The following is a 20334-nucleotide window of genomic DNA, read 5'->3' on the forward strand; positions in this document are numbered from 1 at the left end:
GGACCTGCGTCAGGTCCGCAGCCCCGGCGCCTCGTGCCCGGTCCTCTCCACATATTCGGTATAGCCGCCGCCATAGGTGTGGATGCCTTCTGGCGTCAGTTCCAGCACGCGGTTGGAGAGTGCGGCCAGGAAATGGCGGTCGTGCGAGACGAACAGCATGGTGCCTTCGTATTGCGACAGCGCCGTGATCAGCATCTCCTTTGTGGCGATGTCCAAATGGTTGGTCGGCTCGTCCAGCACCAGCAGGTTGGGCGGGTCGAACAGCATCAGCGCCATTACCAGGCGCGCCTTTTCGCCGCCCGACAGCACCCGGCATTTCTTCTCGATCTCGTCGCCGGAAAAGCCGAAGCAGCCGGCGAGTGCCCTGAGCGGCGCCTGGCCGGCTTGCGGAAACGCGTCCTCCAGCGTCTGGAACACGGTGCGTTCGCCCTCCAACACCTCCATGGCGTGCTGGGCGAAATAGCCCATTTTCACACTCGGCCCCCGAGCAACTGTGCCGGCATCCGGGTCAGACGCGCCGGCCACCAGCTTCAGCAGTGTCGACTTGCCGGCGCCGTTGACGCCCATGATGCACCAGCGCTCGCGGCGGCGGACCTGGAAGTCCAGCCCCTCATAGATCGAGCGGCTGCCATAGCCCTTGTGGACGTTCTTCAGCGTCACGACATCCTCGCCGCAGCGCGGCGCCGGCTGAAAATCGAAATTCACGATCTGACGGCGCTTGGGCGGCTCGACACGATCGATCTTGTCGAGCTTCTTCACCCGGCTCTGCACCTGGGCGGCGTGTGACGCCCGCGCCTTGAAGCGCTCGATGAAAGCGATCTCCTTGGCCAGCATGGCCTGCTGGCGCTCGAACTGCGCCTGCTGCTGCTTGTCGGCGATCGCCCGCTGCTGCTGGTAGAATTCGTAATTGCCGGAATAGGCGGTGAGCGAACCGGCGTCGATCTCGACCACCTTGTTGACGATGCGGTTCATGAACTCGCGGTCATGCGAGGTCATCAGCAGCGCGCCCTCATAACCTTTCAGGAACTGCTCCAGCCAGATCAGGCTTTCGAGATCGAGATGGTTGGACGGTTCGTCGAGCAGCATGACATCGGGCCGCATCAACAGGATGCGGGCCAGCGCCACGCGCATCTTCCAGCCGCCGGACAGTTTGCCGACATCGCCGTCCATCATTTCCTGGCTGAAGCCCAGGCCGTCCAGCACTTCGCGGGCGCGGCCATCGAGCGCATAGCCGTCGAGTTCCTCGAAACGGTGCTGCGCCTCGCCATATTTCTCGATGATCTCATCCATCCGGTCGGCCTGCTCGGGATCGGCCATGGCCGCCTCGAGTTCGGCCATTTCGGCCGCCACGTCGCTGACCGGCCCGGCGCCGTTCATCACTTCGGCCACAGCACTGTGGCCGGCCATGTCGCCGACATCCTGGCTGAAATAGCCGATGGTGACGCCGCGATCGACCTGCACCTGGCCCTCGTCGGGCTGCTCCTGGCCGGTAATCATGCGAAACAAAGTCGTCTTGCCGGCGCCGTTCGGACCGACAAGGCCGATCTTCTCGCCCTTCTGTAGCGAGGCCGAGGCCTCGATGAAGACAAGCTGGCGGCCGTTCTGTTTGATGATGCTTTCAAGACGGATCATGCGACTGGAAGAACCTTGGAGGATTTTCCCCGGCCCTTACGCGATCGGCCGCGCCAGAGGAAGCGCCCATTTGACGCCGCGCGCAAAAGCCGCTGCGGTCCGCACCTCCAGAATGCAAAACAGCCCGCCGCGCGATTTGCGCAACGGGCTGTTTTTGAACCAGCTTCTGTACTCAGTTCGGTGCGGGCACTTCCGCTTCTATTGACGGCACCTGCTGGGCGGCGAGCGAGGCGAGCTTGCCCCGTCTGACGAGTGTCGGCTTCTCATAGGATCGTTTCATAAATTCCCCTCTCTTACACAAGCGGAGACTGTTCCGCCGAACTCGCCATGTCAATAAGCAGCCGGTAGTGAAGTGCTTTGGCAGTGTCCGACGAATTGTCACTTCGCGTCGTGGAAAATGATTCCCACCGTATGCCGCCGTCCCGAGCGCAGGCGGCTGACGCCGTGCCTGAGGTTGACCCGGTAATGGCCTTTCGTGCCTTGCACCGGGCGGTTGTGGACAGCAAAGATCACCGCATCGCCCCGGGTCAGCGGCACCACTTCGGCACGGCTTTGCATGCGCGGGCGCTGCTCGGTCAGCACGAATTCGCCGCCGGCGAAATCCTCGCCCGGCTGCGACAACAGGATTGCGACCTGCAGCGGAAAAGCGAGGTCGCCATAGAGGTCCTGATGGAGGCAGTTAAAGTCGCCGGGGCCATACTGGAGGAGAAGCGGCGTCGGCCGCGTTTGGCCGCTTTCGTGGCAAAGCTGGAGGAAGGCGGCATGGTCATCGGGATAGCGCCGTGCCACGCCCATGCGTTCGTTCCAGTCGTTGGCGACGCCGGCCAGCCTCGGATAGAGCGCGGTGCGCAGGCCACCGACCAGATCCGGCAGCGGATAGCGGAAATAGCGGTACTCGCCCTTGCCGAAGCCATGGCGGGCCATCACCACATGGCTGCGGAAATGGTCCTCATGCGGATAGAGACCGGCGATCTCGGTGCACTCCTCGGGTGAAAGCAGCGCCGGCATGACGGTGCTGCCGTGGCTGTTCAGTTCGCCGATCAGAGCACTCCAGTCCTGCGCTGCGATGCGCGCTTCGGCCGAATGGGCTGCGCGTTTGGTGCTTATCGAATGGATGGTCATGGATGCCTCCTTTGCTTGCGGTCAAAGTGGGGCGAACGAGGCGCCTGGGCCACCCGATTCCTGCGATGAACATTGTCATCTGCTGCCGGCAGCGATTAACTGTGTACATGCATCTTTCGATCGAACCGCTAAATGGCGTCAAAGGGCTTCCTCTCGGATCGTCTAAGGCGACTGTCAGATCCTTCTTTTCAGGAGAGCTCAAGGTCTTCCGGCGGAGCCCAACCAGCGTTCCGGCCGACCATTGGCCGGACCTTGGAGTATTCGCCTATTACAAGGCCGATGGCGCACTCGAAGCGCTAGAATTCACCTCGCCTGCGATCTTGGAACTGGGTGGCGCGTCGCTGTTTCCGATTTCCATGGAGGTTGCGCTGAGGTTCTTGAGACAAACCGACCCCCATGTGAAGGTCGAGATCGATAGCGCGATTTCGAATGCTCTCGGCATCAGCATCTGGACAGCCATAGGAAAAGAAGCGGACTCCCAGGTGGAAACACTTTTGCTGTTTGGAGCCGGCTACTACGGCTGATCCTTCCGGGCGATATCCACTGCAGATCGACTGCGTATCGATCGCATCAGACCGGATCGGCACCCTTGCGGCGATACGCCTCCAACTCAGGGTCCAGATCGACCCTCACCGCGTTTGTGAACAGGCAGGTCGCCACCATGATGCCGGCGAAGGCGACGAGGTTGACCAGCAGCGTGTCGTCATAGCGAGCCTTCAGCGCTGCCCAGATGTCGTTCGGAATGACATTGGCATCGGCGGCGACTGCCTTGCCAAATTCGATCAGCAACGCCTCGTCGGAGGTTGGCTGGATTGCCTCGGGATCAAGGCCACCATCGATCAGCGCGCGGCGGAAGAAGGTAAGCGGTATCTCGGCGCGGCATCTCTCGGAGATCGCCAGCGACAACAGCCAGACAGCGCGGTCGTCGAGTGCGGGCTTGAGCAGATCGCGCAGGGTGAACCATTCGGCATAGATGCGGTGGGCCGCCGGTGAATGCAGCAGGATGCGCTTCATGTTGGTCATGCGTCCGCGCAGGCCAAGCTCCCTGTCGTGCTCGGCGCGGATGTCATGCGATGCCGAGGCGTAGTCGATCGGCGGGATCATGGCCATGGGACGGTCCTTGGTTGGTGGCAGCGAGGCATTCTGCGAAGCCCTCACCCAAGCGTCGTATGCAATTGCGGCGCGGCGCGCAGCGTGTTGGACACCGTGCAGATCGCTTCGGCGTCCTCGACGATCCGCTGCTTGGTCGCAGCGTCGAGATCGCCTGAGATGTCGAGCCTGATGTTGAGCCTTTCGACGCGCGACGGCTCGTCCTTGGCCTTCTCGCCGCTGACCTCGGCGCGCACCTCGCCAAGCGCGGCGGCAACCCCGAGGCGGGAGGCGGCGATGCGCGCGCTCAGCACCATGCAGGCGGCGAGCGAGGCGTAGAGCAGGTCGAGCGGATTGAAGCCCGGCGCGCTGACGCCGGTGACGACATCGACTGCACCGCCGGTCGGAGTGGTGATGGAAAGCAAGCCGCCGGGCTGCAGCGTCGCCGTCGCGCCGGTGACGCGGGTCCTGACCTTCAACTCAGCCATCGCAAAAACCTTTCAGCTGGCAGCCCGGCAAAGATCAGGGGCACTGTGGCGCGCACACGAGTGCGATTTGCACACGCGTTGCGGTGCCGAACAACATGCATGTGATTAGACACTACCGGCAAACAGGTGCCTACTGCATTGTCCACGGGGATGCGGATAACCGAGGAGAGGCCCATGATTGCGCTCAATGTAAACGGCGAGGATCGCAGTGTCGACGTGCCGGACGATATGCCATTGCTGTGGGTGCTGCGCGATGTCATCGGCCTGACCGGCACGAAGTTCGGTTGCGGCATCGCCCAGTGCGGCGCCTGCACGGTGCAGCTTGACGGGCAACCGGTGCGATCCTGCGTGTTGCCGGTCGCGTCGGTTGGGTCGCGCCATGTCACCACCGTCGAGGCGATCGATGCGACGCCATCGGGCAAGAAAGTGCAACAGGCATGGCTCGACCTTGAAGTCATCCAGTGCGGCTATTGCCAGTCCGGCCAGATCATGTCGGCCTCGGCGCTGCTGGAGCGCAACCCCGACCCGAGCGACAGCGATATCGATGCCGCCATGTCCGGCAATATCTGCAGGTGCGGCACCTACACGCGAATAAGAGCGGCCATAAAACAGGCCGCGAAGGCCTGAGGGAGATAGCCAGCCATGAGCAAGCCGTCCTCCTCCCCCACCCAAAAACTCACCTCGCGCCGTGCCTTCCTGCAGGGCAGCGGCCTTCTGCTCGGCTTCACCATGCTGGGCGCCGGCACCAGGCCCGGTTTTGCCGCCGCCGAACCCGTCGAGGGCGACGTCACCGCCGCCTTTTCACCCGATGCTTTTATCCGCGTCGACAGCGACGGCAAGATCACTTTCATCCTGCCCAACATCGAGATGGGCCAAGGCACGCACACCGGCGAAGCGACGCTGATTGCCGAGGAACTGGAAGTCGGCCTGGACCAGGTGAAGGTCGTCGACGCGCCGCCCAACGACAAGCTGTACGCCACCGCTGCGCTTGGCGGCCAGGCAACGGGCGGCTCGACCTCGATGCGGGCAACCTGGGAATCGCTGCGCAAGGCAGGCGCCGTCGCCCGCACGATGCTGGTTGCGGCAGCAGCCGCGCAATGGGCGGTTCCGATTTCGGAATGCAGCGCCAAGCTTGGCGTGGTCACGCATCTGCCGACAGGCCGGCAGCTGGCCTATGGCGCGCTCGCCGACGCGGCCGGCAAGCAACCGGTGCCGAGCGACGTCAAGCTCAAGGACCCCAAGGATTTCCAGCTAATCGGCAAGTCGCTGCGCCGGGTCGACACGGCGGGCAAGGTCAATGGCGCAGTGGTCTACGGCATCGATGTGCGCGTGCCCGGCATGAAGGTGGCGACGGTCGCCGCCTGTCCGGTGATCGGCGGCAAGCTCGGCGATGTGGACGAGACGGCGGCACGCGCCGTTCCAGGCGTGCGCGATATCGTCAGGCTGGACAATGCGGTCGCCGTGATCGGCGATCATTTCTGGGCGGCCAAGAAAGGCCTCGAGGCCCTCACCATCACCTGGGACGAAGGCGCCAACGCCAGGCTTTCAAGCGACGATATGATGAACACCTTGAAGGCTGCGTCCAAAAACAAGACACCGATCATGGCGCGCCAGGAAGGCGACGTCGCCGGCGCGCTGAAAGCCGCCGTCAAGACGGTCGAGGCGAGCTATGAGCTGCCGTTCCTGGCCCATGCGCCGATGGAGCCGGTCAACTGCGTCGTGCATGTGCGCGCCGATGAATGCGAGATCTGGCTCGGGACCCAGGTGCCCACCCAGGCGCAAGGCTGGGCGGCACAGGTCACGGGCTTTCCGCTCGACAAGATCATCGTGCACAATCACCTGATCGGCGGCGGCTTCGGCCGCCGGCTGGTCGCCGAATATGTCGGCCAGGCGGTGGCGATCGCCAAACAGGTGAGCTACCCGGTCAAAGTTATCTGGACGCGTGAAGAAGACATCCAGCACGATCTCTACCGGCCGACCTACTACGACCGGATATCAGCCGGTCTCGGCGCCGACGGCCTGCCAACGGTGTGGATCGACCATGTCGCCGGCGGCTCGGTGTTGGGCAATTACATCCCCGGCGGCTGGCCGCAGGACAAGCTTGATGACGACGCGGTCGAGGGCGCCGCCAAACCGCCCTATGATTTGCCGGTCATCCAGGTAGACTGGGTGCGCGAGGATCCGCCGGTGCCGATCACCTGGTGGCGCGGTGTCGGGCCGACGCACAATGTCTTCGTGGTCGAAAGTTTTATGGACGAACTCGCCTATGCGGTGGGCAGGGATCCGGTGGAGTATCGCCGGGCGCTGACCAAGAACCAGCCGCGGGCCGCAGGCGTGCTCGAGCTGGCGGCCGAAAAGTCGGGATGGGGCTCGCCGCTTCCGGCCGGCAGCGGCCGCGGCATTTCCCTGCACGATGCCTTCGGCAGCTTCATGGCCGCGGTGCTGGAGATCTCGTTTTCAGCGGCCGGCGAGATTACGCTGCGGCGCGCGGTGGTGGCCGTCGATTGCGGCATCGCCATCAACCCAAACACGGTCGAAGCCCAGATCGAAGGCGGGTTGATCTTCGGCCTGTCGGCGGCGCTCTACAGCGGCATCACTTTCAGCAATGGCCGCGTCGACCAGAGTAATTTTCACGACTACCGCATCCTGCGCAACAATGAGGCGCCGAAGATCGAGGTCTATCACGTCAAGAGCCTGGAATCGCCCGGCGGCATCGGCGAGACGGCAACGGTTTCGGCCGGGCCTGCCCTTGCCAACGCGATCTTTGCCGCGACGGGAAAACGCCTGCGCAGCCTGCCCATAGACCGCAACCAGCTGAAGAGCGACGGCGCCGACAAGACCAGCGTGTCGATAGTGCCGCCGTTGGCAGCGCCCTTGCTGGCGGTGCTGGCGAACAGCGAGGAGCGCTCTGAGCCCGGCATCGAAACCGAAGTCGAAGTGTAGTGAGGGCCGAGCCATGAAAAGATTGGTCCGCATCCTCCTCGCTGTCGTGGTCGTCATCGCTGTCGGCGTTGCGATCTTCCTGTTCAAGCCGGCGCCGCTGCCGGACGTCTCCGCGGCGGAGGCAAAGCTGCCGGCCGGCCAGGCGCTGATCGATCGCGGCGAATATCTGACGCGCGCCGCCGATTGCGTCGCCTGCCACACAACCGGAGGCGGCCAGCCCTATGCCGGCGGCGTTGCCTTCAAGCTGCCGTTCGGCACCGTCTATTCCCCAAACATCACCGCCGACAAGGAAACCGGCATCGGCGACTGGAGCGACGCGGAGTTCGTGCGTGCCTTGCATCAGGGCATCGACAAGCAAGGCCGCAATCTCTATCCGGCCTTTTCCTATGCCTCCTATGCCAGGATGGCCACGGAAGATGCGCTGGCGATCAAGGCCTATCTGTTCAGCCTGCCGCCGGTGCACGCCGAGGCGCCCAAGAACGATCTGAGCTTCCCGTTCAACCAACGTTATGTCCTGCGGTTCTGGAACCTGTTGTTCGTCCCCGACGGTCCATTGCAGCAGGACGAAAAGCAGACGGCGGAATGGAACCGCGGCGCCTATCTCACCGAAGCGATGGCGCATTGCGGCGAATGCCACACGCCCCGCAACCTGCTCTATGGGCTCGACAACAGCAAGAAATTCGCTGGCGCCGAATTGCAGGGCTGGGAGGCCTACAACATCAGTTCGGACAAGACGACCGGCATCGGCAGCTGGAGCGATGAGCAGTTGTCCAACTATCTGTCCAAGGGTCATGCGGAAGGGCGTGGTGCGGCCACCGGCAGCATGGGCGAAGCCGTCGACTACAGCCTGCGCCATTTGACGCCGGAAGACATCAAGGCGATCGTCACTTACGTAAAAACCGTGCCGCCGCAAGTCAGCAGCGACAAGGCGATCGTCGAAGCGGAGCCGCCGGCAACACTGACGACGTCCATCGCCTACGCTCCGTCTGCCGATTCAGTGGCGCAAGGCGGCCTCGGCCTGAAGCTGTTCCAGGGCGCCTGTGCCAGCTGTCACGGATGGAACGGCGAAGGGCTGCAGACACCTTATGCGGCGCTGCGCGGCAGCCGCACGGTCAATGACCCCGATGGCACGAACCTCATCCAGGTCATCCTGAAGGGCGCGCATATGACGACGCCGCTCGGCAAGCAGGCGATGCCGGCTTTCGCCAATGCCTATTCGAATGTCGAGATCGCGGCGCTCGGCAACTATGTGCTGGCGCATTTCGGCGGCAAGCAATCCGCCATCACGCCGGCCGACGTCGCCAAGGCGCGGGCGCAGTGAAGAACGGCGGTGAAGTTCGATCTCACCGCCCGCGCAAGATGTGTTTCTGAATCTTGCCGGAGGCGGTGCGGGGCAACGCGTCGGTGAGCAGGAATTCCTTCGGCACCTTGTAGCGGGCGATGCGAGCCGCACAGTGCGCCGCGAGCGCCGTCGGATCGAGGACGCAGCCAGCCTTCAGCACGACGAAGGCGCGGCCGACCTCGCCCCAGCGCCCGTCGGCGATGCCGATGACGGCGACGTCCGAAATGTCGGGATGATCGAGCAGCGCCATCTCGACCTCGGTTGGATAGACGTTCTCCCCGCCCGAAATGAACATGTCCTTGCGGCGGTCGACGAGGGTGACGAAACCATCTTCGTCGCGGCGCGCAATGTCGCCGGTGCGGAACCAGCCATCCGATGTAAAGGCCTGCGCCGTCTCATCGGGCCGGTTCCAGTAGCCCGGCGTGACATTGGGGCCTGACAGCCATATCTCACCCGGCTCGCCGGCTGCGGCGTCGTGGCCATCTTCGTCCACGATGCGCAGCGACAAAGACGGCGCCGGCAGGCCGGCGGAGCCGGCCTTGCGGGCGATCTGGTGTGCCTCGACCGGCATGCCGAGCACGGTGCCGGCTTCGGTCATGCCGAAGCCGTCGACCATGCGCACGCCCTGCTCCAGCCACCAAAGGATGTCGGCGGCGGGATTGGGCGCGCCACCGGTAAAGATGGCCGTCAGCGTGGCCCAGTTCGCCGGCGCGAACGCGGTGCCGTCGCGCAGCATCCGTGCCATTTGCGGGACGCAGAAATAGTGGGTGACGCCGAGGTCCGGGTCTGCCAGACGGCGGTTGGTGAGACCGGCCTCGAAGCCGGACGAGATCAGCACCGTGCCGCCCTGCAGCAAGGGCGGACGCAGGCTGGTGATAAGGCCGATGACATGGAACATCGGCGCGTCGCAGAGGAAGATGCTGGAATTGCCGACGCGGCCGAGCACGCCGAAATTGACCGCGGTGGCGAACGCATTGGCCTCGGTCAGGATGACACCCTTGGGCCGGCCCGATGTGCCGGAGGTGTAGAGGATGATCGACGGTACATCGCCCGCCGGCAAAGCGCGTCGTAGCGCGGGCGCTTGCGCTTCGGCCGCCGCGGCAAAGGCCCTGACCTCCACAGGTACACAGCCTTTTGGCAGCGCCGTAATCAGCGCCGCGTCGTGCAGCAGCAGCACCGGCTCGCAATCGGCCAGGACCGTCTGCTGCTCGACGGCGGAAAGGCGCCAGTTGACCGGCACGAAGATGGCGCCGAGCCGCATGGCGGCCTGCTGCGCGATGAGTAGATCGGCGCTGTTGCGGGCGACGGTGGCGATGCGCTGCCCCGGTTGGATGCCGTAGCCGTTCTCGAGCACGCCGACGGCACACTGGATGGCCTTGTCGAGCCCGGCACAAGTCCAGCGCCGCCCGGAAGCCAGGTCGACGCAAGCGAGGCGCTCGGGCTGCGTCGCGGCATGCAAGGCCACGGGATCGGGCGTCGTCCAGGCCGGCATCTCGCTTCTCCTCCCCGATTGGATATTGGCTGATCACCTCGCTTTGTCATAGGCGCCGAGCCCGGGCTTGTAGCTCTTTTCGTCGATGAACTGGCGGATGCCTTCCTTGCGGCCGTCATTGTCGTAAGAATTGGCCGCTTCCTGCGCGCGCACCAGATAGTCCTCGGCATTGTCATAGGTCATCTCGCCGACGCGGCGGATGGCGTCCTTTGTCGCCTTCAGCGCCACCGGGTTTTTCTTCAGCAGGATGTTCGCCACCTCGGTAACTCGTGGCTTCAGCTCCGCCAGCGGCAGGCTTTCATTGACCAGCTTCCAGGCCGCCGCCTTCCTGCCGTCGATCAGCTCGCCAGTCAGCGCGTGATACATGGCGTCGCGCATCGACAGGAGATCGACCACCACCTTGGTGGCGCCGCCGCCGGGCAGGATACCCCAGTTGATCTCCGACAGAGCGAATTGCGCCTCGTCGGCGGCGAAAGCGAGGTCGCAGGCAAACAGCGGGCCGTAGCCGCCGCCAAAGCACCAGCCATTGACCATGGCAATGGTCGGCTTGCGATACCAGCGCAGTCGCCGCCACCAGCCATAGGCCTCGCCTTGCGCCTTGCGGACGGCGCCCAGCCCCTTGGCCTCGGTCTCGCGAAAATACTCCTTGAGGTCCATGCCCGCCGACCACGCACTGCCCTCGCCCGACAGCACCAGCACGCCGACATCATCGCGGTATTCCAGCTGGTCGAGCACCTCCATCATGCGCCGGTTGAGCGCCGGGTTCATGCAATTTCGTTTTTCAGGCCGGTTGAAGCGCACCCAGGCGATGCCATCCTCGATGTCGAAGGCAACGGTCTCTTCGGTCATGGCAACTCTCCTCCGGCTTGCGTTCCTGTGTGGCGGGGAGAAGAGTTGTGCTCTTCCCCTGCATCAATCGCTATGTGACATAGCTTTTAGAATTGCTATGTTGCATAGTCTTTTTTGCTTGACAAGAACCTTGGTCGCAGCGATCGGTTGCAGCATGGACGAGACATCGGACCGCAGCGGCAAGGTGGCTAGGGTGGCGCCTGAAGACAGGCTCGACGCACAGATCGGCTACAATCTGCGGCGAGCTTCGACCCTGGCGCTCAATGATTTCACCGCCGAGATGGCCGATGCCTCACTGCGCCCGGTCACCTACGGCATGCTGGCGCTGATCGACGAACGGCCCGGCATCAGCGCCGCCGAGCTTTGCCGCCGGCTCGGCATGAAAAGCGCCAACATGGCGCCGCTGCTGGCCGAACTCGAGGAGCGCGGGCTGGTCGAGCGTAATGACCATGCGCAGGACAGGCGCGTGCAGGTGCTCGCTCTGACCAAGGCAGCCAAAGCCGCCATGCCGGCATGGCGGCTCAAAGTGCGCAACCACGAGGACCGGTTCCTGCAACGGCTGACGAAAAAAGATCGGGCAACACTGCTGCGGCTGCTGCAGCTGATCTGGAGCGAGGACGGCGATTGAAAGGGAGGCCGGGGTGCTTCGGTGCTGATCGTAGCGATGATGGGCGGCGACGCCGAACACCACCTGAGGTTTCCGCGAGACACCCCCCTCTGCCCTACCGGGCATCTCCCCCTCAAGGGGGGAGATTGGACCTCACCTCTGCCTTCGCCAGTCTCCAACGTTGCGCGCCGTAGGCGCAGCTGATCTCTCCCCTTGAGGGGGAGATGGCCGGCAGGCCAGAGGGGGGTGCGAAGGAACTCGGCATTGCCCAGGTTTGGCGCGACACACTGTCAGCAGTCTTTACCGCGCCCGTTTCCTCTCCACCCTGCCCTTTGCTAGGCTCGCCCATCGGCAACAGGATCGCGAGAGCCATGATCGTCCAGACCTGCATCAACGGCGCGCGCGCCGCCGATTTTCACCCCACGCTGCCGCTCGACGCCGAAGCCATGGCGCGCGATGGCGCGGCCTCTGTTGCCACCGGCGCAGCTGAGCTGCACGTCCATGCCCGCGGCGCGGACCGCCGCGAGAGCCTTGCGCCGGAAGCGATGGACCCGACGATCGCAGCGCTGCGCCGCGCCTGCCCCGGCACGCTGATCGGCGTTTCTACCGGCGCCTGGATCGAGAATGACGATACAAGCACGCTGGTCGCCATCGCCGGCTGGCGCGAATTGCCGGACTATGCCTCTGTCAATCTCAGCGAGGCGGAGGCACCCATCGTCATGGAGAGCCTGCGCCAGCGCGGCATCGGCATCGAGGCGGGTCTGGCCTCGGTCGCCGACGCCGAGCGCCTCGTCAGCCTCGACCATGGCGGGCGCGTGCTGCGCGTCCTGATCGAGATTTCCGAGCAGACGCTAGACGAGGCTTTTGCGGTCGCCGACGGCATCGAACAGGTCCTGGAGCGCGCCGGCATTCGCCGTGCCATCCTGCTGCATGGCGAGAACGCGACGGTGTGGCCGTTCGTGCGCCGTGCGGCGGATCGCAACTGGTCGACGCGCGTCGGGCTGGAGGATGGGAAGCATCTGCCGGATGGCACGGTTGCGGCCGGCAATGCCGCGCTGACGGCGGCAGCGGTGGCGATCTTCCAGGCCGGGCGATAGCGCATACAAGCAGCGCGCCAAGGCATCGCCGAGACGATGGCGATCGCAAGGCCCGGGCCGCGAAAGTCGGTGGAAGCTATTCAAATTTTATGTATTAATTAAACCGGCAGTTAATAGTCGCATCAACGGTCTCATCTATGTTAATATTCTCCCGCATCGGGGACTTTTTAATGAACGTCATTCCGGATAATGATCACGCTGCGCCGCGTCGGATCCAACAATATACATCGATACAGACCCTGCGGGGGCTAGCAGCCCTTATGGTTGTTATCTATCATCTTCCGGCCGCACTAGGCGTGCTCGATTTGCCTATTCCCATTCTAAACAGCGGCGTCGACCTGTTTTTCGTCATCAGCGGTTTTGTCATGGTTCTCTCGACGGAGAACAGACATCGCGACCACCGTGCTTTTTTGATGCAGCGGTTCACGCGCGTCGTTCCGTTCTATTGGGTCATGACCTTCCTCATGGTCGCCGCACTTTGGCTGTTTGCCGGTCGTGGAGTGTCCTTTGAGCAGATTACCAATAGCCTGTTTTTCGTGCCCTATCTCGATACGGCCACAGGCTATGTCCAGCCAGTGCTTGGCGTGGGTTGGACGCTCAATCTGGAAATCCTGTTTTACATTCTGTTCGCGGCGACTATGGGTTTTGGTGCGCTGACGCAAATGGCCACGATTGGCGTTGTCTTTGCAATCGCCGTAGCCGCACGCATTATCTTCAAACCCGCCGCCGACACTGTGCTGTTTTTCTATACCACGCCAATCCTGTTTGAGTTCCTTGCCGGCATGGCTGTCGGCCGTCTGGTCGGCAGACTGCTGCGTTTGCCCGCTTTCCTGGGTACCTCGGCTGTCGGGTTCGCTATTGTGTCCACACTGGTGATGGTACTTGGCTTCAACTTGCCGCGAACCCTTGCTCAAGGTATCCCGGCGCTGATCCTTGTCGCGGGTTGCATCAGCCTGGAGAGCTACTTCCGACTTTTTGCTCCTCGCGTGCTGGCAAGGCTGGGAGATGCTTCCTACTCTCTCTATCTGACCCATCCTATCGTGCTGCTCGCGATCGCTCCTGTCGTTGCAACCGCCAATGTGTCACCATGGCTTGCAGGCATAGCTATTGTCACCGCCTGCATCGCCGTGTCCCTGGCGAGTTATAGTTTTATTGAAAGGCCGCTTTTGGCCATGTCGCGAATGAGCCTCTCCGCTTATCAGGTGAAGGCGTGAGTTGCGGCTACGCCGCAACTTGGTCGGCCTGTTATGCGGGTGCGTTGCTCACTACGACCTCGCGTCGCGTTCAAGCGACCACGGCGGCGGCAAGATCGTCTTCGCACTCCGTCGCCTAGTGCTGTCGCGCACATCCTCGACTGCCCCAAAATGCGCAGCGGTTTTGGGACGACATGCATCCTGTCTTGCCCGAACGCACACGGAAGGGACACAGAGGGATGACATAGCTCTTGCTGCTGTTAAAAATTCCCCATAAGGTATTTTTCATATCCGAAAGAAAATCCGATCGTTTCTTTCCCTTTATGAAAGCCTTGCCTTTTGCGTGAGCATCTCGATCAAACCGATCGACGGCTGGTAAAGCTGTTGTCGCAGGATGCCCAGCCCGGCATCAACCGGCTCGCCGAGACGATGGCGATCTCGGTGCCGACGGTGCGCTCAAGGTTGCGCAATCTGCTCGACCGCAACCTCTTGAAGATCGTCGGGCTGCTCAATCTGACCGAACGCCCCGAGCTGATCTCGGCCATTGTCGGCATCAATGCGCAGGGACGTGGCCGCGCCCGGGAATTGGCGCAGCGCATTGCCGAACTGCCTTTCGTCAACTCGGCCTCGGTGGTTACCGGGCGCTTCGACATCATCGTCGACGTGACCGTCGCCGGCGATGTCGCCGACCTCTACCGCATCACCAGCGAGCTGATCCCCGGCGCCGGCATTCCCGGCGAAGTCGTGCGCAGCGAAACCTTCGTCGTCATGGCTTCATGCAACAAATGGGTCAGCCTTCCCGAAGGCTGCTGGTCGGAAGAAACACCGTCGCGCAAGGAGCCGGCATGAGAATAGCTGTTCTCGGCGGCCTCGGCCTGCAGGGACGGGCGGCCATCGCCGATCTCGTCGCCAGCGCCGGTGTCGAGGAAGTCGTCTGCGTCGATACGTCGGCCGACGGCCCTGCCCGGCTTGCCGGGCTGACCGACCTTTCCCGCGTGCGTTTCGTCGTGCCCGAGGGCCCCATCGGCCCGGCACTTGCCACCGTGCTGGCGGATGTCGACGCCGCCATCGATCTGTTGCCACAGCCATTGATGCGCGAGGCGGTGCAGGCCGCGATCGCAACGCGCACGCCGCTGGTCACCACCAATTACGGCAACGCGATTGCCGATCTGGCGGCGGAGGCTGAACAGGCCGGCGTTTCGATCATGACCGAATGCGGGCTCGATCCCGGCATCGACCTCGTGCTCTACGCGCGCGCCGCAAAGCAGTTCTCTAGGATCTCCTCGATCGATTCCTATTGCGGCGGCATCCCCGAACCGAAGGCGATGGCGAAGCCGCTCTGCTACAAGGTGAGCTGGAATTTCGACATGGTTCTGGTCAGCCAGAACCGCGACAGCGTGATGATCGAGCATGGCAAGCGCGTCGAAGTGCCGGCCGGGCGGCAGCACGACAATGCCTTCATCCACGAGATCGAGGTCGCGGGCCTCGGCCGGCTGGAAGCTTTCCCCAATGGCGACGCGCTGCACTATGTCGAGATGCTGGCGGCCGCCAAGGGATTGCAACGCTCGGGCCGCTATACACTGCGCTGGCCGGGATGGTCGGCGTTCTGGGCGCCGCTGAAGGAACTCGGCTTCCTCTCCGAAGACAAGGTGCCCGGCACCGGCGCCAGCCCCCGCGAATTTCTCGGCCGGCTGCTCGGCCCGCAATTGCAGTATGGCGCTGACGAGAAGGACCTTTGCGTGATGCGCAATGTCTTTTCCGGTCTCGAGGGCGGTCGCGCCAAAACGGTGACATCGGACCTGATCATCGAACGCGACCTGGCATCCGGCCTGTTCGGCATGAGCCTCGGCGTCGGCTATCCCGCCAGCATCGTGGCGCAGATGCTGGCGCGGCGCGAGATCGCCACACCTGGCCTGCTCAACCCGCTGCTGCATGTGCCGGACGAACCCTTCGTTGACGAGCTGGCGAGGCGTGGCATCGAGGTGACCGAAACGGTGGCCTGGGACTGACGATTTTCGAACGGTGGCTGCCGCCGGCAAACGGTGCCGCCGCTCAAAAAACACCCAAAAGGGTGGAATAACAAAGTGGAACAACAACGATAACAGGAGGAATGCCAAAATGAAGATTGCCAGACTTTTTATCGCCGGACTTGCGCTTGCGGGGCTCGCCACGGCGGCCAGTGCCGGAACGCTCGACGAGATCACCAAGCGCGGCGAACTGCGCGTCGCGGTACAGACGCAAGGACCTCCCTTCTCGCTGGTCGGCGCGGCCGGCGAGCGCACCGGCAGTTCGGTCGAACTCGCCGAGTTGATGGCCAAGGAAATGGGCGTCAAGATCACCTTCCTCGACTATGACTGGGACGGGCTGATCCCGGCGCTGCTTTCGGGCAAGGCCGACCTGCTCGTCGCCGACATGACGCCGACGCTGGCGCGCGGCATGAAGGTCGCCTTCACCACACCTTACATGTATACGGGCAGCACCGTCTTCACCAAGGCCGACAGCAAGTTCAAGACAACCGAGGACTGCAAGGCCAAGGGCACCAAGATCGCCGTGCTGTTGGGCGCCACCGGCGAAAAGGAAGCCAAGAACGCCTTCCCGGATGCCGACATCAAGAGCTACAAGGGCGGCGGCCCGCTGCTGCTCGACGCGGTCAACAACGGCCAAGCCGATTGCGGCGTCAACGACGTCTCGGCGGTCAAGGGTCAGTCGACAGCCTATCCCGCCGGCACCTTCACCATCATGCCGGACCTGTTGTCGAAGGAGCCGCTCGCCTTCGCCACCCGCTACGACGAGCCGGACCTGTTGATCTGGATGAACCTGTTCCTCAACCAGGTCAGCATCGACGGCCGCTTGCAGAAGAACCTCGACTACTGGGTCAATTCCGACGCCTGGAAGAAGGATCACTAAGCAGAGGTAAGCAGGGAGTAGTGAGTAGGAAGTAGTGAATGGTGAATGGTGAATGGCCATTCCGGACGCCCTTCACTGCTCACCACTCACTACTCACTACTGCCCATTCACCATTCACAATTCACCGCCATGCTCGAAAATTTCAGCTTCCGCACCATCGTCGAATATCTGCCGCTGTTCGGGCAGGGTCTGATCACGACCGTGTGGCTGTCGGCGCTGTCTTTTGCGGGCGCGCTGGCCGTCGGCATCGTGCTCGCCGCCATGAACCTGCAGCGCGGCCAGCTGTTTCGCGTGCTGGCCAAGGGCTATATCGATGCCGTGCGCGCCACGCCGTTGCTGGCGCAGCTCTACTTCCTCTATTTCGGCCTGCCGCGTCTCGGCTTCGTCCTGCCCGAGCTCGTCGTCGGCATCATCGCTTTGTCGCTGAACAGCGGCGCCTATGTCGCGGAAATCATCCGCGCCGGCATCCTGTCGATCCCGCGCGGCCAGGTCGAGGCCGGGGTTGCCTCGGGAATGACCTATGTCCAGCGCATGCGCCTGGTCATCCTGCCGCAAGCCTTCAAGGTGACGATCCCGCCGCTGCTCGGCCAGGCGATCGTGCTGGTCAAGGATTCCGCGCTTTTGTCGCTGATCTCGGTTTCCGAACTGACGCGCGCCGGCCAGTTGCTGGCGTCCGACCGCTTCATGCCGGCGGAAGGCTTTCTCACCATCGCCGCTTTCTATCTGCTGCTCTATTACTGCCTCAAAGGACTGGCGGGGCTGTCCAGTCGGTGGCTCGGTCTGCAGCCGGCAAGGAGCAGCACATGATCTGGCAACAGCTGCAAAGCCTGGCCGGCAGCTACCCCCTCGCCTTGCGCGGCCTTGGCATGACCGTGATGCTGTCGGCGATCAGCCTGGTGCTGGGCACGCTGCTTGGCTTCGGCCTCGGCATATTGCGCACCGGCGCCAACCGGCTGATCTCGAGCGTGATCGGGGCCTGGGTCGACCTGATCCGCGGCACGCCGTTCCTGGTGCAGATCTTCCTGATCTTCTTCATCCTGCCGGAATTCGGCATCGAGCTCGATGCCTTCACCGCCGGCATCATCGCGCTCACCAACCTCGCCGCGTGCTTCATCTGCGAGATCGTCGCCGCCGGCATCCGCTCGGTGCCGACCGGCCAGGTTGAGGCAGCTCTGGCGTCTGGCCTGTCGCGCTGGCAACGCATGCGCCAGGTGGTGCTGCCGCAGGCGATGCGCATCGTGCTGCCGCCGCTGGTCGGGCAATATGTACTCTTGATCAAGGATTCCTCCGTCGTCTCGGCGATCGGGCTGACCGACCTCACCCGCGTCGGCTGGCTTGTGGTGCAGCGTGTGCCCAACGGCCTGCTGGTCTTCTTCCTGGTCGGCGTCGGCTATTTCGTCGTCTGCTATCCGCTGATCATGCTCGCCCGCCGGTTGGAGCGACGCATGGGCGCGGCGCATGGCGAGGTGCAGCTGTGACATCGAACCCCAAAGGGCTGACCGCCATGACCAATCCGAGCCCGACCAAACCAAACCTGACCAAAACGGGCATGATCGACTTTCGCGGCGTCAACAAATGGTTCGGCTCGCTCAATGTGCTGAAGGACATCACGCTCAGCGTCGAGCCGCGCGAAGTGGTCGTCGTCTGCGGCCCAAGTGGTTCGGGCAAGTCGACGCTGATCCGCTGCATCAACGGCCTGGAAGCGATCAAGGATGGCGACCTCGTCGTCGACGGCCAGCGCCTCGGCGACCCCGCCACCAACATGACGCAGTTGCGCACCGAGATCGGCTTCGTCTTCCAGTCGTTCAACCTCTACCCGCACAAGACGGCGCTGGAAAACGTCACGCTGGCGCCGATCCATGTGCGCAAGATCCCCCGCGCCGAGGCCGAGCAGGCCGGGCGCGACTTGCTGGCCAAGGTCGGCCTCGCTGACAAGGTCAATGCATACCCGTCACAGTTGTCCGGCGGCCAGCAGCAGCGTGTGGCCATCGCGCGCTGCCTCGGCATGCGGCCCAAGATCATGCTGTTCGACGAGCCGACCTCCGCGCTCGATCCCGAGATGATCTCCGAAGTGCTCGACGTCATGGTCGCGGTGGCCGAGGAAGGCATGACCATGATGGTGGTGACGCACGAAATGGGCTTTGCCCGCAAGGTGGCGCAGCGCGTGGTGTTCATGGACGCCGGCGCCATCGTCGAAAGCGGCACGCCGGAGGCGTTTTTCTCCGACCCGAAGACCGACCGCAGCCGGGCTTTTCTAAGCAAGATTCTAAGGCATTAGAGTTTAGCCAAAGCCGGTCGTCCGAAAGGCCGCGGGGCAGGAACTGTCGACGCACAGCGCCAAACAACGAGCCGCCGGTAGAGTGGATCGGCTACGTTTAGGTCTCCGGCTACGCCTCTGGGAACTTCCACGTGCCGTCCATAACCTCCGCGCGTGGTCGATAGAGCCGCACCATCCAGTTCCAGCCGGGCCACCATCGGCTGTACGGTCAAGCCACCGGCGCCGCGCCGCGCCGCTCGAGCGCGGTCCTGCGGATGATTTCCGCGATTTCCGGGCTGCTGCTGCACAGCATCTGGAAATCCGCCGCGTGCAGCGACAGGAGTGAGACAGAAGTTGCGGCAGTGACGGTCGCCATACGCGGTTCGCCGCTGATCAGCGCCATCTCGCCGAAGAAGGCGCCAGGGCCAAGCTCCACCGGGTTCGGCGTCGCGACGCTGACGCGGCCCTCCACGACGAAGAACATCCGATCGCCGGTCTCGCCGCTGCGGCAGATCACGGCGCCCGCCGGCACCGTGCGAGGCCTTAACGCGCGCACGATCTCGACCAGCGTGGCCGGGCCAAGCTTCTGAAACAACGGAACGCCGGCAATCAATTGCCAATTGCGGACGAAATCCTCGCGACGGACTTCTTGATAAAAGCCGGAGGCAAGAATGCCGGCCCAGAGCCCGAAGATGCCGATGCCACACATCATGACAGCCCCGGCAAGGACGCGGCCGGCGAAGCTTTGCGGAATGTCGTCGCCATAGCCGGTAGTGGACAGCGTGACCACCGCCCACCACATTGTCTCGGGGATGCTGCCGAACTTTTCCGGTTGGACGTCGCGCTCGATGACATAGGCCGCGAGTGCGACACCGAACAGAACCAGGCCGAAGACCGTGGTGACGCCGACCAGGTTGCGCGCTTCGTTGGCCAGAACCCTGCCAAGCAGCGGGAAGAAGGTCGAGTCGCGCAGCGGCTTCAGCAGCCAGACAGCACAGTAGAGGCTCCGGTCGGGCGTGCCGTCGAGCAGAAATGCGGCGACTGGAACCAAAACCGCGAGCACATCGATCGCGATTGCCGGCGTCCTGTCCCTGAGGTCTCCCGCCCAGCGCTTGAGCAGGGTCTCGGCCATCTGCAGAAGATAGGCGGCCCAAATGACAGCGAGCACAGCAGCCAGAGCCAGTCTGCTTCGTCCGGACATGTTCGGCATCGTGAGCGCAGCCACCGCCAGAAGCCCAGGCGCAGCGAGCACCGCATTTAGCGGTGCGTAGATTCTCAGAAAAGGCAGTACCGACATTCTATCCCACCAGCGGCCA

At 63.4% G+C, this 20334-nt stretch carries 20 protein-coding genes; 13 read left to right on the plus strand and 7 right to left on the minus strand.

Going from position 1 to position 20334, the window contains the following annotated elements:
• Positions 1 to 9: 9 nt before the first annotated feature.
• Positions 10 to 1632, minus strand: a complete 1623-nt coding sequence (locus NKL04_RS14290; protein ID WP_023701851.1) for an ABC-F family ATP-binding cassette domain-containing protein — start codon at positions 1630 to 1632, stop codon at positions 10 to 12.
• 378 nt (positions 1633 to 2010) lie between these two features.
• Positions 2011 to 2754 (minus strand): 2OG-Fe(II) oxygenase, encoded by a 744-nt coding sequence (locus NKL04_RS14295; protein ID WP_023701853.1) that lies wholly within the window; start codon positions 2752 to 2754, stop codon positions 2011 to 2013.
• A gap of 65 nt (positions 2755 to 2819) precedes the next feature.
• On the opposite strand from NKL04_RS14295, the gene NKL04_RS14300 reads away from it, so the two are divergent.
• Positions 2820 to 3278, plus strand: a complete 459-nt coding sequence (locus NKL04_RS14300) for a hypothetical protein (protein ID WP_031202147.1) — start codon at positions 2820 to 2822, stop codon at positions 3276 to 3278.
• A 46-nt stretch (positions 3279 to 3324) separates the two neighbouring features.
• Here NKL04_RS14300 and NKL04_RS14305 read toward each other — a convergent pair whose 3' ends face one another.
• Entirely contained in the window at positions 3325 to 3864 is a 540-nt protein-coding gene (locus NKL04_RS14305; RefSeq protein ID WP_023684792.1) for a carboxymuconolactone decarboxylase family protein, read from the minus strand.
• 44 nt (positions 3865 to 3908) lie between these two features.
• The gene (locus NKL04_RS14310; protein WP_023701855.1) at positions 3909 to 4331 is read right to left on the minus strand and encodes an OsmC family protein; all 423 of its coding nucleotides are present in this window, start codon (positions 4329 to 4331) and stop codon (positions 3909 to 3911) included.
• 174 nt (positions 4332 to 4505) lie between these two features.
• Here NKL04_RS14310 and NKL04_RS14315 point away from each other — a divergent pair, with 174 nt between their 5' ends.
• The 3 genes from NKL04_RS14315 to NKL04_RS14325 are packed head-to-tail and all read left to right on the plus strand — an operon-like array spanning position 4506 to position 8595.
• Positions 4506 to 4958, plus strand: a complete 453-nt coding sequence (locus NKL04_RS14315) for a (2Fe-2S)-binding protein (protein WP_031197152.1) — start codon at positions 4506 to 4508, stop codon at positions 4956 to 4958.
• 15 nt (positions 4959 to 4973) lie between these two features.
• Complete coding sequence (locus NKL04_RS14320) at positions 4974 to 7274, plus strand: xanthine dehydrogenase family protein molybdopterin-binding subunit (protein ID WP_023701856.1); 2301 nt, start codon at positions 4974 to 4976, stop codon at positions 7272 to 7274.
• Positions 7275 to 7287: 13 nt separating this feature from the next.
• Positions 7288 to 8595, plus strand: a complete 1308-nt coding sequence (locus NKL04_RS14325; RefSeq protein WP_023701857.1) for a c-type cytochrome — start codon at positions 7288 to 7290, stop codon at positions 8593 to 8595.
• Positions 8596 to 8617: 22 nt separating this feature from the next.
• Here NKL04_RS14325 and NKL04_RS14330 read toward each other — a convergent pair whose 3' ends face one another.
• Positions 8618 to 10108: an AMP-binding protein gene (locus NKL04_RS14330; protein WP_023701858.1), complete on the minus strand. Its 1491-nt coding sequence runs from the start codon at positions 10106 to 10108 to the stop codon at positions 8618 to 8620.
• Positions 10109 to 10141: 33 nt separating this feature from the next.
• Entirely contained in the window at positions 10142 to 10957 is an 816-nt protein-coding gene (locus NKL04_RS14335; protein ID WP_023701859.1) for a p-hydroxycinnamoyl CoA hydratase/lyase, read from the minus strand.
• 154 nt (positions 10958 to 11111) lie between these two features.
• Here NKL04_RS14335 and NKL04_RS14340 point away from each other — a divergent pair, with 154 nt between their 5' ends.
• From NKL04_RS14340 to NKL04_RS14380, 9 genes are all read left to right on the plus strand, one after another.
• Positions 11112 to 11585 (plus strand): MarR family winged helix-turn-helix transcriptional regulator, encoded by a 474-nt coding sequence (locus tag NKL04_RS14340; RefSeq protein WP_031209572.1) that lies wholly within the window; start codon positions 11112 to 11114, stop codon positions 11583 to 11585.
• A gap of 350 nt (positions 11586 to 11935) precedes the next feature.
• Positions 11936 to 12661, plus strand: coding sequence for a 3-keto-5-aminohexanoate cleavage protein (locus NKL04_RS14345; protein WP_023701861.1), 726 nt, complete (start codon positions 11936 to 11938; stop codon positions 12659 to 12661).
• A gap of 170 nt (positions 12662 to 12831) precedes the next feature.
• Positions 12832 to 13875: an acyltransferase family protein gene (locus NKL04_RS14350; RefSeq protein ID WP_352723791.1), complete on the plus strand. Its 1044-nt coding sequence runs from the start codon at positions 12832 to 12834 to the stop codon at positions 13873 to 13875.
• Positions 13876 to 14193: 318 nt separating this feature from the next.
• On the plus strand, positions 14194 to 14703 hold the full coding sequence (locus NKL04_RS14355; protein ID WP_023670324.1) for an Lrp/AsnC family transcriptional regulator: 510 nt from the start codon (positions 14194 to 14196) through the stop codon (positions 14701 to 14703).
• Entirely contained in the window at positions 14700 to 15863 is a 1164-nt protein-coding gene (locus NKL04_RS14360) for a saccharopine dehydrogenase family protein (protein ID WP_023701865.1), read from the plus strand. The genes NKL04_RS14355 and NKL04_RS14360 overlap by 4 nt, the downstream gene beginning before the upstream one ends.
• Before the next feature lie 109 nt (positions 15864 to 15972).
• Positions 15973 to 16761 carry an ABC transporter substrate-binding protein gene (locus tag NKL04_RS14365; RefSeq protein ID WP_023670322.1) on the plus strand — a complete coding sequence of 263 codons (789 nt, stop codon included), beginning with the start codon at positions 15973 to 15975 and terminating at the stop codon, positions 16759 to 16761.
• A 129-nt stretch (positions 16762 to 16890) separates the two neighbouring features.
• On the plus strand, positions 16891 to 17568 hold the full coding sequence (locus tag NKL04_RS14370) for an amino acid ABC transporter permease (RefSeq protein ID WP_023695534.1): 678 nt from the start codon (positions 16891 to 16893) through the stop codon (positions 17566 to 17568).
• Complete coding sequence (locus NKL04_RS14375) at positions 17565 to 18239, plus strand: amino acid ABC transporter permease (RefSeq protein WP_023701866.1); 675 nt, start codon at positions 17565 to 17567, stop codon at positions 18237 to 18239. Before NKL04_RS14370 ends, NKL04_RS14375 begins: the two co-directional genes overlap by 4 nt.
• Before the next feature lie 71 nt (positions 18240 to 18310).
• Positions 18311 to 19039: an amino acid ABC transporter ATP-binding protein gene (locus NKL04_RS14380; protein ID WP_023670319.1), complete on the plus strand. Its 729-nt coding sequence runs from the start codon at positions 18311 to 18313 to the stop codon at positions 19037 to 19039.
• Between the two features lie 208 nt (positions 19040 to 19247).
• Here NKL04_RS14380 and NKL04_RS14385 read toward each other — a convergent pair whose 3' ends face one another.
• Complete coding sequence (locus NKL04_RS14385; protein WP_023684786.1) at positions 19248 to 20315, minus strand: cyclic nucleotide-gated potassium channel; 1068 nt, start codon at positions 20313 to 20315, stop codon at positions 19248 to 19250.
• Positions 20316 to 20334 lie beyond the last annotated feature (19 nt).

It is taken from the genome of Mesorhizobium sp. C264A, assembly GCF_040324515.1.
Taxonomy (GTDB): Bacteria; Pseudomonadota; Alphaproteobacteria; order Rhizobiales; family Rhizobiaceae; genus Mesorhizobium.